At 65.7% G+C, this 14,569-nt stretch carries 4 protein-coding genes; 3 read left to right on the top strand and 1 reads right to left on the bottom strand.

Annotation, left to right across the window (positions count from 1 at the left end; translation table 11 throughout):
- Window positions 1–41 precede the first annotated feature (41 nt).
- Complete coding sequence (locus C8348_RS04330; RefSeq protein WP_106752067.1) at window positions 42–2,603, bottom strand: GcvT family protein; 2,562 nt, start codon at window positions 2,601–2,603, stop codon at window positions 42–44.
- 330 nt (window positions 2,604–2,933) lie between these two features.
- Here C8348_RS04330 and C8348_RS04325 point away from each other — a divergent pair, with 330 nt between their 5' ends.
- From C8348_RS04325 to C8348_RS04315, 3 genes are all read left to right on the top strand, one after another.
- Window positions 2,934–4,475: a trimethylamine methyltransferase family protein gene (locus tag C8348_RS04325; RefSeq protein ID WP_106752066.1), complete on the top strand. Its 1,542-nt coding sequence runs from the start codon at window positions 2,934–2,936 to the stop codon at window positions 4,473–4,475.
- A 572-nt stretch (window positions 4,476–5,047) separates the two neighbouring features.
- Entirely contained in the window at window positions 5,048–12,634 is a 7,587-nt protein-coding gene (locus C8348_RS04320) for a type I polyketide synthase (RefSeq protein WP_106752065.1), read from the top strand.
- Window positions 12,635–12,687: 53 nt separating this feature from the next.
- Window positions 12,688–14,019: an aminotransferase class I/II-fold pyridoxal phosphate-dependent enzyme gene (locus C8348_RS04315; protein WP_425270809.1), complete on the top strand. Its 1,332-nt coding sequence runs from the start codon at window positions 12,688–12,690 to the stop codon at window positions 14,017–14,019.
- The last annotated feature ends 550 nt before the right edge of the window (window positions 14,020–14,569 follow it).

The following is a 14,569-nucleotide window of genomic DNA, read 5'->3' as shown; positions in this document are numbered from 1 at the left end:
TCGTCACTTCTGCGCAGGAGCGACGAGAGGTTTGTGGGCGATCAGCTGCGCGGCTTGAGGTTCTCCGGGTCATACAGCGGCTTGTAGCCCACGGCGGCGACCTCGACGGGGAAGCTTTCGTTGAAATATTCAACGGTCAGCTTGCGGCCCACTTGCGCATAGTCTGCGGGCAGATAGGCGAGTGCGATGTTCTTGGCCAAGGTCGGGCCATAGGCGACGGAGGTGGTGTAGGAGCGGCGGCCGAGGCTGTCGACGAGGACCGCGCCGGTCAACGGGTCCACCACCGGCATGGAGCCGACGGGATAGCGGGCGACGCCTGCGGCATCGACATTGTCGGTCATCACCAGCGTGCAGAGCATGGCCGGCTGCCTGTCGCGCGCCTTGTACTCCAGGTGCTTGGCCTTGCCGCGGAAATCGGCCTCCTTCACCTTCGGACGGGCAAGATCCGCCTCGATCAGGTTGTACTGGGTGAGGAGATCGGCGTTCTGCAGCCGCAGGCTCTTTTCCATGCGGCGGGAGTTGGCGTAGGTCTCGACGCCGAAGGCCATGATGCCGGCGGCCTGCAGCGCGTCCCAGACGGCGAGGCCGTCCTCGTATTTCATGTGCAGTTCCCAGCCCTGCTCGCCGACATAAGAAATGCGGAAGGCGGAGACGGTCTTGCCGGCGATCTCGATCGGCTTGATGGCGGCGAAGGCGAAGTTTTCCGGGTCGAGCCCGGCCGGGTCGGCCACCACCTGCTTCAGCTTCGCACGGGCGTTGGGGCCCCAGACGCCGATGGTGACATAGGCTTCCGAGACATCCGTGACGGTGACGTTGAAGCCCTTGTCCTCGGCGGTGCGCTTCACGTAGTGGAAATCGCGCGGACCGGCATCGGCGCCGTCGATGATGCGGCAGCGGTCGGCCATGCGGATCACGGTGAGGTCGGCGCGGACCATGCCCTCGTCATCGAGGAAGTGGGTGTAGATGCCCTTGCCGATGTTGGCATCGCCGCCGATCTTGGCCGCGCAAAGCCATTCCATCAGCTCCACATGATCCGGCCCTTCCACGTCGAAGATGTAGAAGTGGCTGAGATTGACCATGCCGCAATCCTCGCTCATGGCGAGATGCTCGGCGTTGGAGACGCGCCAGAAGTGGCGGTTGTCCCATTCGTTGGCGCGCACCGGCACCCGGTCGCCATACTTCTCCAGAAGATGCTCGTTGGCCTTGTAGCCATGGGCACGCTCCCAGCCGCCCAGCTCCATGAAATGGCCGCCCAGCGCCACTTCGCGCTCATAGAAGGGTGAGCGCTTGGCACCACGGCCCGAGGCATAGGGTTCGCGGGTGTGGACGGCGGGATAGTAGATCTTCTGTGCTGCCTCGTGAGCGCGGCCCTCGATGAATTTCTCCGTGAGCTGATGCTTGTAGAAGCGCGAATAATCGATGGAATTGTGGTCGATGGCGGTGCGGCCGTCGGTGATCCAGTCGGCGATCAGCTTGCCATAGCCCGGGCCGTCCTTGACCCAGATGGCGACGCAGTACCACAGCCCCCTCACCTTCTGGCTCTCGCCGCAGGACGGGCCGCCAGCGGCGGAGACCTGCAACAGGCCGTTGAAGGAGTGGCTCTCGTTGTAGCCAAGCTCGGCCAGCACCGGCGTCAGCTCCATGGCGCGCTCCAGCGGGGCCATGACCTGCTCCAGCTCAAGGTCGCGCTGCGACGGCGACAGGCGGGCCTGGTGCTTTTCCAGAAGGTCACGCGGGTGGCACATGCGCGGATTGTCGGTCTCGTAATAGCCCCACTCGATCTGGCCGCCCTCGGTGGTCTTCGGGTCGCCGGTGTCGCGCATGTAGGCGGAGTTGCCCTGGTCGCGCAGCAGCGGGTAGCCGATTTCCTTGCCCGTGCCCTCAAACTCGTTGAACGGGCCGAAGAAGGTCAGGGGATGGTCGACCGGCATGACCGGCAGGTCCTCGCCCACCATCTCGGCAATCAGCCGGCCCCAGAGCCCGGCGCAGACGATGACATGGTCAGCCATGATCGTCCCGCGGTGGGTGACGACGCCCTTGATCCGGCCGCCCTCGACGATCAGCGACTGGGCCGGCGTGTTGGCGAAGATCTTGAGCTTGCCGCTTGCCTCGCCCTGGTCGACGAGCTTGCCGGCGACGGTCTGCGAGCGCGGCACGACGAGGCCGGCGTCGGGATCGAACAGGCCGCCCATCACCTGATCCTCCTCGATGAGGGGGAACAGCGTCTTGATCTCGGACGGGGAGACGTAATGGGCTCGCGTGCCGAAGGCGCGGGCGGAGGAGAGCTTGCGCTTGACCTCTTCCATCCAGCTGTCGTGGCCCTTGCGCACGACCTCGAGGCCGCCGATGCGGGCGTAGTGGCCCATCTTCTCGAAGAAATCGATGGAGTATTGCGTTGTCCAGACCGACAGGTAGTCGTGGCTGGTGGTGTAGCAGAAGTCGGAGGCGTGGGCGGTGGAGCCGATGTCGGTGGGGATGCCGGACTTGTCGATGCCGACGATGTCGTCCCAGCCGCGCTCGATCAGGTGATGGGCCACCGAGGCGCCGACGATGCCGCCGAGGCCGATGATGACGATCTTTGCCTTCTCGGGAAATGCAGACATTTCGTATCCCTTTTCACTCACGACCACGCGCCGGTGCAGTGTCCGGCAGCGAAAGCCCGCGTCCGGCAGGAGGAGCGGCGCGGGTGTCAAATCCATGAGCGGCAGTATCGGGCGCGGCCCGGCGAGCAATTGGCCTAATTGCGTCATGGCAGCATCACGCCGGCGACACGCCATGTCGTTTTCCAGCAATCGCTGCGGCACCTGATCCTGCTGGGGGGATGCCGCAAATAGAGTAGCCTGAGACGGTTCCTTGACGGGCTTTTGCTGCTGCCTGGCCGACAGTGGAAGCGACGTTGAAAGCAACGCAGGATCTTTTCCGGGAGCTACCCCATGTCTGATGTCGCAGTTTCTGCCGGCCGCCGGGGGCGCAGCGCGCGCCGTGAAGCCCGTGCAAGCGGTGCGGGCGGGCTTGGCCTGCCCTATATCACCCGCGGCATTCCGATCTTCGACGTGCTGTCGGATGAAGGCGCGGCGCAGATCGAGGCGCAGGCCGATGTGATCCTGCAGGAAATCGGCATCGAGTTCCGCGACGATCCGGAAACGATCGCGATCTGGAAAGAAGCCGGGGCCGATATCCAGGGCGAGCGGGTGCGCTTTCCCAAAGGCATGCTGCAGCAGATCGTCAAGACGGCACCGTCGCAGTTTGTCCAGCATGCACGCAACCGGGCCCGCAACGTGGTCATCGGCGGCAACAACCTGGTCTTTGCCCCAGTCTATGGCCCCCCGTTCGTCACCGACCTCGACAAGGGCCGCCGCTATGGCACCATCGAGGACTTCCGCAACTTCGTGAAGCTGTCTTACCTGTCGCCCTACATGCACCATTCGGGCGGCACGGTGTGCGAACCGGTCGACCTGCCGGTGAACAAGCGCCATTTCGACATGGTCTATTCGCACATGAAATGGTCGGACAAGCCGTTCATGGGCTCGGTCACCCATCCGGAACGGGCGGAAGATTCGGTGAAGATGGCGCAGATCCTGTTCGGCGAGGAATTCGTCGACCAGAACTGCGTCATGATCCAGCTGATCAACGCCAACTCGCCGCTGGTTTTCGATGCCACCATGCTCGGTGCGCTGAAGGTCTATGCCAAGGCAAACCAGGCCTGCATCGTCTCGCCCTTCATCCTTGCCGGCGCCATGAGCCCGGTGACGGTTGCCGGCACGCTGGCACAGGTGCTGGCCGAGGCGCTGGCCGGCTGCGCGCTGACGCAGCTCATCCGCCCGGGTGCGCCTGTGGTGTTCGGCGCCTTCGTGTCGTCGATCTCGATGCAGTCCGGCGCCCCCACCTTCGGCAGCCCGGAAGGCACGCTGCTGCTCAACGGTGCCTCAAAGCTTGCACGACGGCTGAACCTACCGTTCCGCTCCGGCGGATCCTTCACCTCGTCAAAGGTGCCGGATGCGCAATCGGCGCAGGAATCGGCCCAGACGATTGCCGCGACCGTGGTGTCGGGCGTCAACTTCTGCCTCCACGCCGCCGGCTGGCTGGAGGGCGGGCTGTGCTCGTCCTATGAGAAATTCGTCATGGACGCCGATCAGCTCGGCATGATGCATGTGCTGGCCAAGGGCATTGATCTGTCGGAAGAAGGCATGGCGATGGACGCCCTGCGCGAAGTCGGTCCCGGCGGCCACTTCCTCGGCGCGAACCACACCCAGCGCAACTTCGAGAGCGCGTTCTACCGCTCGCAGGTGGCTGACAACAATTCCTATGAGCAGTGGCTTGCCGATGGCGAACTGGATGCAGCCCGGCGCGCCAATGCGATCTGGAAGAAGATGCTGGCCGATTACGAGGCCCCGGCACTCGACCCGGCACTCGACGAGGCGCTGATCGCGTTCATGGCGCAGCGCAAGGCCTCGTTCCCGGACAGCAACATCTGAAGGCACCCGTGACGGCCGCCCCCGCCGGGCGTCACGCGTGAACCTCTCCGTCTGGTCGCTTTGCGAGCCGGGAACTCTGGCAAGGCATTCGGGCAAGACCGTCGGGCAGACGGTCTTGCCCGACGCATTTTTACACCAGCGCTGGAATATCTCCCGGCGCAACCGGTCGCAAATGTCACAGCGTGTGTTCAACCGCACCCTTAACCGGGAGTAAACGCACACGCTTTCCGCTTTCGCCTTGCGTGCATCATCTTGCCCTTGTATCCCCGCAAACTGAGCTGTCGTGTCTGATGCACGGCCGGGATCGCAGACCCCTGTCATGCGAGGACTGGTTGTTGTCATCAGGTCGGCAAATAGCGTAGATGTTTTCGGATCGTGAGCTGCGGGTCCACTCGGGGAGATCCACCTCTTGTCTGACAGATCGAGACGAGGACCTATGCCGGCCCAGTTCGTAACCAATGAGAGATTTGCGTCTTCGCACCAGTCGACAGTGATATTGCCAGCCCCGCTCCAATGAAGCAGGCGCAGAACTGAACGACCCAGCAAGACGGTAGGACGCACAGGCTTTTCGAATGGCTTCTATTAAGAGCAACATTGAAATCATTGGTTATGCAAGCCGCCTTCCCGGCGCTGCAAATACGAACGAATTCTGGAATCTTCTTCAAGAAGGTCGCTGCTCCGTCACCAGCGTGTCGAATGACCGCTGGCCTTTGGCGCGATTCGGTCATCCGGACCGGAGCGCTGCCGGCAAGGCCTACACCTGGGCTGCAGGTCAGCTGGATGACGTCTGGGGCTTTGATCCGTCGTTCTTCGGCATTTCGCCGCGCGAAGCTCTGCAGATGGATCCGCAGCAGCGCATCCTGTTGCAGCTGGTCTGGGAAGCGCTGGAACAGGCAGGGCTGCCGCCGAGCGCTCTGGCTGGCACCTCCACGGGCGTCTATGTCGGCGCGTCCTCGCTCGACTATCACCACCGCTTCGTGATCGATCCGCCCAACGCCGACATGCAGTTCATGACAGGCAACACGCTGTCGATCGTCTCGAACCGCATTTCCTACATCTATGACCTGCGTGGCCCGTCCTTCACGGTGGACACGGCCTGCTCGTCCTCGCTCGTCGCCCTGCACGAAGCGGTCTCGGCGCTGGAAAGCGGACAGATCGACACTGCCATCGTCTGCGGCGTCAGCATGCTGCTGAGCCCGTTCTCCTTCGTCGGCTTCTCCCGCGCCTCGATGCTGTCGCCCACCGGCCTCTGCCAGGCGTTCGACGCCAATGGTGACGGCTATGTCCGTTCGGAAGGTGGCGTCGTCCTGGTGCTGCAGTCCTCGCGGGTGGCGCGGGCCAATGGCACCCGGGTGCATGCGCGCATCCTCGCCTCGGGCATCAATGCCGATGGCCGCACGGTCGGTCTCTCTCTGCCCTCGCCCTATGCCCAGGCTGCGCTGCTCGCCGAGATGTACGGCGCTGGCGGGGTTGACCCCAATGCGCTGGCCTTCGTCGAGGCCCATGGCACGGGCACGCGCGTCGGTGATCCGGCGGAAGCGGAAGCGCTTGGCACCGTGATCGGGCAGAAGCGCGACGAGGTGCTGCATATCGGCTCGGTGAAGACCAACGTCGGCCATCTGGAGCCGGTTTCGGGCCTCGTCGGTCTGCTGAAGTCGCTGCTGGCGCTTGAGCACAATGAGTTGCCGCGATCGCTGCACTTCAACACGCCGAACCCGGACATCGCCTTCGACGAGCTGAACCTCAGGGTTGCCAGCGAACCGGTTGCCCTCATGGCCTCGGACAAGCCGCGGCTTGCCGGCATCAACTCTTTCGGCTTCGGTGGGACCAACGCCCACGTCGTGATCGCAGACGGCGACCGGGATCAGGGGATTGCCACCGCCGAGGCGCTGCGCCTGGACACGCCGCTGGTGCTGAGCGCCCGCGGCAAGGCCGCGCTTGGCCAACTGGCCCGCCGCTACCACGAGGCGCTGGAGGGCGCGTCTGACGGCAAGGCCGCGCAGATCGCCGCCTCCGCCGCCTACACCCGTGACCTTCTTGGCGACCGCCTGGTGGTGCTGGGCGCCACGGCCGATGAGCGCCGCCGGGTGCTTGAAACTTTCCTGGCCGACGAAACCTGCCCGAACCTGGTGCAGGGAAGCACGGTCAAGGGCGAGCAGAAGGTTGGCTTCGTCTTCTCCGGCAACGGCTCGCAATGGGCCGGCATGGGCCGCGATGCCTATCAGAAGGACACGGCGTTCCAGCAGGCCTTCGAGCGTGTCGACCGCAAGTTCATGGGCCTTGGCGGCTGGTCGCTGCTGACCACACTGTTCTCCGAGGAACTCGACAACGAGATCGAGCGCACGGAAATCGCACAGCCGCTGCTGTTTGCCGTCCAGGTCGCCCTCGTCGAGGCGCTGGCCAAACGTGGCCTGCGCCCGAGTGCGGTTGCCGGCCACAGCGTGGGCGAAGTCGCGGCCGCCTGGTGCTCCGGCGCGCTGACGCTCGACCAGGCCGTCAAGGTCATCCACGCCCGCTCGACGCGTCAGGAGGTCATTCGCGACCTTGGCACCATGGCCGCCCTCCTGCTGTCGGCGCAGGATGCACAGGCAGCCATCGATGAGGCCGCATTCCCGCGCATCGAGCTGGCCGCGATCAACTCGCCGCGCAGCGTGACCATCTCCGGCCCGGTCGAGAGCCTCGACGCCTTCGGCAAATACGCCCGCAAGAAGCGCTGGGCGATGAAGAAGCTCAACCTCGCCTATCCGTTCCACTGTGCGCTGGTGGAACCGATCCGCGAGCCGCTGCTGGCCGCGCTCGATGGCGTTGTGCCGCGTCAGTCCGACATCCCGTTCTATTCGACCGTTGACCCGGACAAGCGCGATGTGGCGCTGGACCCGGATTACTGGTGGCGCAACGTGCGCCAGCCGGTGCTGTTCTCCTCGGCCATCGAGGCGATGGCGGCGGACGGGATCTCCGTGTTCCTGGAAATCGGCCCGCGTCCGGTGCTTGGCACCTACATGACCGACGTGCTGCGCGAGGGCGGCCAGCGTGCCGATGTGCTCGCCAGCCTCGACATGCCGGCCAAGAATGGCGAAACCGCCCGCAATCCGGTCGAGCACACCGCCGCCGGCGTGCTGGCCTTTGGTGGCGCGGTCGAGCTGGATGCGTTCTTCGGTGAAGCGCCGCTGCAGCCGGTTGCCCTGCCGAACTACCCCTGGCAGAACGTGCCCTTCAAGCCGGAAGCGACTGCCGAAAGCGTCGACTACATGTTCGGCAAGAGCTGGCCGCTGCTCGGCTACCGGCTGCGCCAGGACGTGGGCGAGTGGTTCAACCACGTTGATCCGGCCATGCTGCCGTGGCTCGCCGATCACAAGGTGGAAGAGTCCATCGTATTCCCGGCCGCCGGCTACACCGAAATGGCCCTGCGCGCAGCCCTGCGCTGGTCGGGTGCCGACGAGATCGAGCTGCGTGATTTCGACATCCTGCGGCCGCTGGTGTTTGACGGTGCCGAGACCTTCGAGACCCAGGTCCGCATCTCGTCCGACGACCATGTCGTGGAAGTCATGTCACGGCCGCGTCTGGCGGGTGCCGAATGGGCGCTCAATGCCCGTGGCCACTATGTGTCCGCCGTTCGCAAGGACCGGACGCCGGTTCTGAAGACCGGCAGCGAGACGCTTGTCACGCTCGACCATGCGGCCCTCTACGAGGTCACCCGGGCTTTTGGGCTGCGCTACGGCCCTGCCTTCCAGCGCGCGGAAACCGTTGTCACCCATGATGCGACGACCGCAACGGTGACCCTGAAGCCGCAGATCGATGCGCTGGCGGACGAACGCTTCGCCCTGTGCCCCACCCTGCTGGACGCAGGCTTCCACGGCCTGTTCGCGCTGCTGAACGGCGTGAAGGAAATCCCGGCGCAGACCAGCTTCCTGCCGATCCGCTTCGGCGCGCTGCGCCTGCTTGCACCGGAAGCCATTCCGGCCAGCGTGACGATCAAGGTCACCAAGGCTTCGCCGCGGTCCATCGAGGCAAGCTTCGAGTTCCTGGACGCCAATGGCGACGTCATTGCCCGGCTGACCCAGGCCCGCTTCCGCGCCGTGCGTCTTGGCCGCGAAACCCGCCGCGACGACCTTGCCTACCGCTCGTTCGCAACGTTGCTGCCTGACGCCACGCGCATTGCCCCGATTGCCGATGTCATGCCGGAGGGCTTTGCCGCCTTTGCCCGGGCCGCCGGCATTGCCAGCGAGACTGACTTCGAGCCGGGCGAGACCCTGCTGCTGGTCGAGGCGATGGGACGGACCATCGCCCACGAGACGCTCTGGCGCATCGCCGGTGGCGCGACTTTCGACGTCGACGCGCTGGTTGCCAGCGGCAAGATCGCCGACAGCGCCCTGCCGCTCGTCCATGCCCTCGTCGGCTGGCTGATCGACAGTGGCCTGGCCGATGAAGCCGGCAGCCACACCGTCCTGACCGATCCGGCGGATGGCCCGGCAACAGCCGACCTTTTGAAGACCGTTGCGCTGGAGGCCTCCGGCCACATCGCGGAAGCCTCGCTGCTGTCGCGCCTGCATGAAGGCCTTGAGGCCCTGCTGGCCCGGGGTCTTGCAGACAAGGCATCGGGCTGGTTTGCCTCTGGCCTGTACGAGGCCTATCAGACCTCCTCGCCGGCTGCGCTTGCCCGCAACGAGGGCCTGCGTCACCTGGCCGAAAAGATCATCGCCGGCTGGCCGCAGGACCAGGCGCTGCGCCTGATGGTGCTGGGTGCCGACAGCCCGGAACTTCTGCTGGCCCTCGACCGGGCTGCCGATCCGCGCCGCGCATCCGTGACCGTCACCGACCCGGTATCGACACTGCTCGGCCGCGCCGAGCGGCAGTGGACCGGCTCGAACAATTTGCGCTTCGTTGCCTTCGACGACGCCGATGGCCTTGCCGCCGTCGGTCCGTTCGATATCATCCTGTCCGGTGGTAGCCTGAGCGACCGCAACGCCGACGACATCGCGGCTGTTGCCAAGCATCTCGTGCAGGGCGGGCTGCTGTTCAGCGCCGAGTTCGTGCCCTCCCCGCTCACAGACCTGTTGCGCGGTATCGGCGCAGACTGGTGGCGTGAGACCGCAGTCGCCAGCTTCCCGATCTCGCGGCAGCGCGGCGCTGAGGAATGGCGCAACGTTCTGGAAGGTTTCGGGCTCGAAGCCGTCGAGACCACCGCGCTTGCCAGCGACGTCGCCGAGGCAACCCTCATTGCTGCCCGCAAGCCGCACCTGGTGCAGGCCGCGACCGCGGAGGGCGAGACCGTCGCCGCCTCCGAACTGCTTGTGATCGCGGACGCCGATGGCGAAAGCCGCAAGCTGGCCGAAGCGCTGATCACGACGCTCGCGCCGCGTGGCCTCAAGGTGACCATAGCCGTTGCCGACGCCGCATCTGGTGCCGGCGATGGCCTCATCAACCTCAACCTTGACGCCGGCAATGCCGAGACGGCGCAGCTGTTGAAGCGTGCCAGCGCCGGGATCGTCCATCTGGCCGGAGCCTATGCTCCCGCCGGCGATGCGTTGGCCGTCGTCGACCAGCGCACCTGGCAGCTGACGCGCCTTCTCAACAGCATCGGCTTTGCTGACACACGCCTCTGGATCGTCGCCCCCGGCGGCATGCAGGATGTGGCAGGTGGCACCGCGCACCGTCCTGACCAGGCCGCCGTCTGGGCCTATGGCCGCGTGGCGATGAACGAGTTTGCCAATGCCGGCATCCGCCTCATCGACGTGTCGCCGACGCTGGAGCCCGGCGTTGCCGCCGTGCGCCTTGCCGATGAGATCCTCAAGAGCGGCGCAGAGCGGGAAGTCATCATTGACGGTCGCCGCCGGTCTGGTTTGCGGATCGTGCAGGGTGGCCTGTTCAGCGACAGCGAAGTTGCGCCCGAAGCCAACCCGGCGATGCGCCTCGATATCCTGCGTCAAGGTTCGCTCGACCAGTTGTCCTGGCACGCGGTTGGCCGCAAGGCCCCTGAAGGCAACGCGATCGAAATCGCGGTCGAGGCCAGCGGCCTCAACTTCCGCGATGTGATGTGGGCGCTTGGCCTGTTGCCGGAAGAGGCGCTGGAAGACGGCTTTGCCGGCCCGACGCTTGGCATGGAATGCTGCGGTATCGTGCTGGCGACCGGTCCGGATGCCGGCCGGTTCCGGCCTGGCGACCGGGTCATCACCTTTGCGCCGGCCTGCTTTGCCTCGCATGTGACCGTGTCCGAGGACGCCTGCGCCCCGATGCCCTCGACCGTCTCCCCGGAAGAGGCTGCGACCATTCCGGTCACGTTCCTGACCGCCTATTACGCGCTGGTGCATCTGGCCCGCCTGTCGGAAGGCGAGACGGTGCTGATCCACGGCGGCGCCGGCGGTGTCGGCCTGGCTGCCCTGCAGATCGCCAAGTGGCGCGGTGCGCGGGTGATCACGACCGCTGGCTCTGAAGAGAAGCGCAGCTTCCTGCGACTGCTCGGCGCTGATCTGGTGCTCGATTCGCGCAGCCTTGCCTTCGTCGACGAGGTCATGACCGCGACCGACGGGGAAGGCGTGGATGTCGTCCTCAACTCGCTGTTCGGCGAGGCGATGGAGCGCTCCATCGAGGTGCTGCGTCCGTTCGGTCGCTTCCTGGAACTGGGCAAGCGCGACTACTACGGCAACACCCGCATTGGCCTCAGGCCGTTCCGCCAGAACCTGACTTACTTTGGCATCGATGCCGACCAGCTGCTGACCCGTCAGCCGAAGCTGGCCAAGGAGCTGTTCGTCGAGCTGGTCCGCCTGTTCGAAGCCGGTACGCTGGCCCCGCTCCCCTATCGCGTCTTCGAGGCCGATGGCGTGGTCGAGGCGTTCCGCCTGATGCAGCAGGCCGGGCATATCGGCAAGATCATCCTGCGGCCGCCGCATGTGCCGGCCGATGTGCGCCGCAGCCATGACTTCGCGCTGCGTGCAGATGCGACCTATGTGATCGGTGGTGGCTTCGGTGGCTTCGGCACCGAGCTGCTGCGCCGCATGGCCGATCTGGGCGCACGCAATCTCGTCGTGCTCAGCCGGCGTGGTGGCAGCACCGAGGAAGCCGCCGCAGTCATCACTGAGCTGTCGGCACGCGGCGTCAAGGTGGTGGCTCCGGCCTGCGACCTGACCGATGAGAAGAGCCTTGCTACCGCCCTTGAGACGGCGCGGACCAGCCTGCCGCCGATCCGCGGCGTGTTCCACACCGCCATGGTGCTGAACGACGTGCTGATCTCCAACCTCGACCACGACGGCCTGACCCGCGTGCTGGCGCCCAAGGTGCGCGGCGCGGAGCTGCTGGACCGGTTGACGGCGAACGATCCGCTGGAGCATTTCGTGCTGTATTCCTCGGCAACGACGCTCGTCGGCAACCCGGGTCAGGCGAACTATGTTGCCGCCAACGGCTATCTGGAAGCGCTGGCGCGCAAGCGCCGCGCTGCCGGCAAGCCGGGCCTTGCCGTGGCCTGGGGCGCAATCTCGGATGCCGGCTATCTCGCCCGCAACCAGGACGTCAACGACCTGCTGTCGCGCAAGCTTGGCCGTCACGCCCTCTCCGCACGCGAAGCTCTCGACGGGCTGATCGCGCTGATGGGCGAGCCGCAGACGGATCTCGAGACGGCGGCGGTCGGCTTTGCCCGCATCGACTGGCAGTCGGCCCGGCGCGAACTGGCGCTGCTCGATACGCCGCTGGTCGATCTCATGGGGCTTGGCTCCACCGAAGACGGCGCGGTTGCGGAAGGCGCTGTTGACCTCAACGTGCTCCTGAAGGGCATGGACAAGGTCAAGGCCGTGACCACCGTCTGTGGTTTGCTGGCTGGCGAGATCGGCAAGATCCTGCGCATCGCGCCGGAGGAAATCGACCCGCACAAGCCGCTGTCTGATGTCGGTATGGATTCTTTGATGGCACTTGAGCTGCGCATGAGCGCGGAACGCCAGCTCGGCATCGACATCCCGCTGATGTCACTGGCCAATGGCGCGACTTTGATCGACCTTGCCACCCGCGTGGTCAACCGCGTTCTTGGCGGTGAAGGCGACAATGGCGCATCGGCGGAGGCACAGCAGCTGGCCAGCCAGCACGTCTCCGGCGACCTCGCAGAAGCCGGCGACCTGGCCGGGATTGCCGAACAGGTTGAAGCCAAAAGCCGCGAGATGAGGTCCCTGCTATGACAGAGAAGCGCCCGAGCCTTGGCGGCATTGCAAGCGGAGACCGCGACAAGCTGATGGACAGCGTGCGCGCCGGCCGCCGTGCTGGCCGCGACCGCCGTCCCGCCGCTCCGGCAGCGGGCGCCGAGGCTCCGGCCAAGCGCCGCGCCTTCGACTTCACCGAACTGCCGCAAGTGCGCCAGCTGCAGATGCAGCGTGCGGCAGCGGAGATGATGGGGATCGGCAATCCGTTTTTCCGGCCGCATGACGGCCTCGCCGCCGGGACGACGACGATCGACGGCAAGGTCTATGACAACTTTGCCTCCTACAATTACGTTGGCCTCAATGGTCATCCGGAAGTGATTGCCGCCGCGCAGGCTGCGGTGGACACCTATGGCGTCAGCGTATCGGCCAGCCGCGTTGTGGCCGGCGAACGGCCGATCCACCGGCAGTTGGAAGAAGCGCTCGCCCGGATCCACGGCACCGAGGCGGCGGTTGTGATGGTGAGCGGACACGCCACCAATGTCACCACCATCGGCCACCTGATGAACAAGGGCGACCTGATCCTCACCGATCAGCTCGTGCACAATTCCATCGCCGAGGGCGCGCGGCTGTCCGGTGCGACCCGGATCAACTTCCCGCATGACGACCTCGACGCGCTGGAGCGTCTGCTTGCCGAGAACCGGCACAAATACGAGCATGTGCTGATCGTCGTGGAAGGCCTCTACTCGATGGATGGCGACTTCCCGGATCTCAGACGCGTGGTCAAGCTGAAGCAGGCCTATGACGCCTGGCTGCTGGTGGACGAGGCCCATTCCATTGGCGTCCTTGGAGAAACCGGACGCGGTATTGCCGAGCATTACGGCGTCGACCCGAACGAGGTCGAGATGTGGATGGGCACCCTGTCCAAGACCTTCTCGTCCTGCGGCGGCTATATCGCGGCATCGCGGGTGCTGTGCGACTACCTGAAGGCGACGGCTCCGGGCTTCGTCTTCTCCGTCGGCCTCTCCCCGGCCCTCACGGCTGCGGCAACCAAGAGCGCCGAACTCCTGGAGCGGGAGCCGGAGCGGGTGGCCCGGCTGCAGGCCAATGGCCAGCATTTCCTGAAAGCGGCCAAGGCTGCCGGTCTCGACACCGGCCCGAGCGCCGGCTACTCGGTGGTTCCGGTCATCGTCGGCGACAGCATCGGCGCCGTGACCCTCGCCAATCGCCTCCTGGAGCGCGGGGTCAACGCCCTGCCGATCATCTTCCCCGCGGTGGCGGAAAAGGCAGCCCGGCTGCGCTTCTTCATCACCAGCGAGCACACGTTCGAGCAGATCGACCGCGTGGTCGCGATCACCGCCGAAGAGCTGGATGGCGTGCGCGCTGGCGGCTCGGCCGTGGAGCGGCTGCTGAAGGCCACGCGGTAAAGGCTGATCTCTCCAGGGCGCAGTTTATCGCGCCCCTCTCCCCCCTTGAGGGGGAGATGTCTGCGTCAGCAGACAGAGGGGGGTATCGGCCCCTCGTCCCCGTCACGACACCAGCGAAAGCTGCAGCGCTGAATCCCCCCCTCTGCCCCCTCCGGGGGCATCTCCCCCTCAAGGGGGGAGAGGGAGGCTGCGGCAAGGTGCATATGGGTGATGGGCTTCACGGCGAAAGAATTTGCCGCTGTCCGCGCCGGCGGCTCGGCGGTGGAGCGGCTGATCCAGGCCACGCGGTAAACTTTCAAGACTTGGCTGATCTCTGCAAGGCGCCGTTTATCGCGCCCCTCTCCCCCCTTGAAGGGCACGGATATCGCATACTCAGCCGGACGGTTTTCAAGACCTCTCCGCTCCCCTCCCCCTCGTGGGGAGGGGTACGGGGTGGGGGGTGGGGGGTGGGGGGCACGGGCAGACGGAGAGTCACAAAACGTCCGAGGGAAGCCTAGTCAGGAAGGTAATTGCCCTGGATTTAAGCCCGCTCCCCCCACCCCCAGACCCC

It is taken from the genome of Pannonibacter carbonis, from assembly GCF_003012935.1.
In the GTDB taxonomy this organism is placed as follows: domain Bacteria; phylum Pseudomonadota; class Alphaproteobacteria; order Rhizobiales; family Stappiaceae; genus Pannonibacter; species Pannonibacter carbonis.
This window is presented reverse-complemented; position numbering and strand designations above follow the sequence as displayed.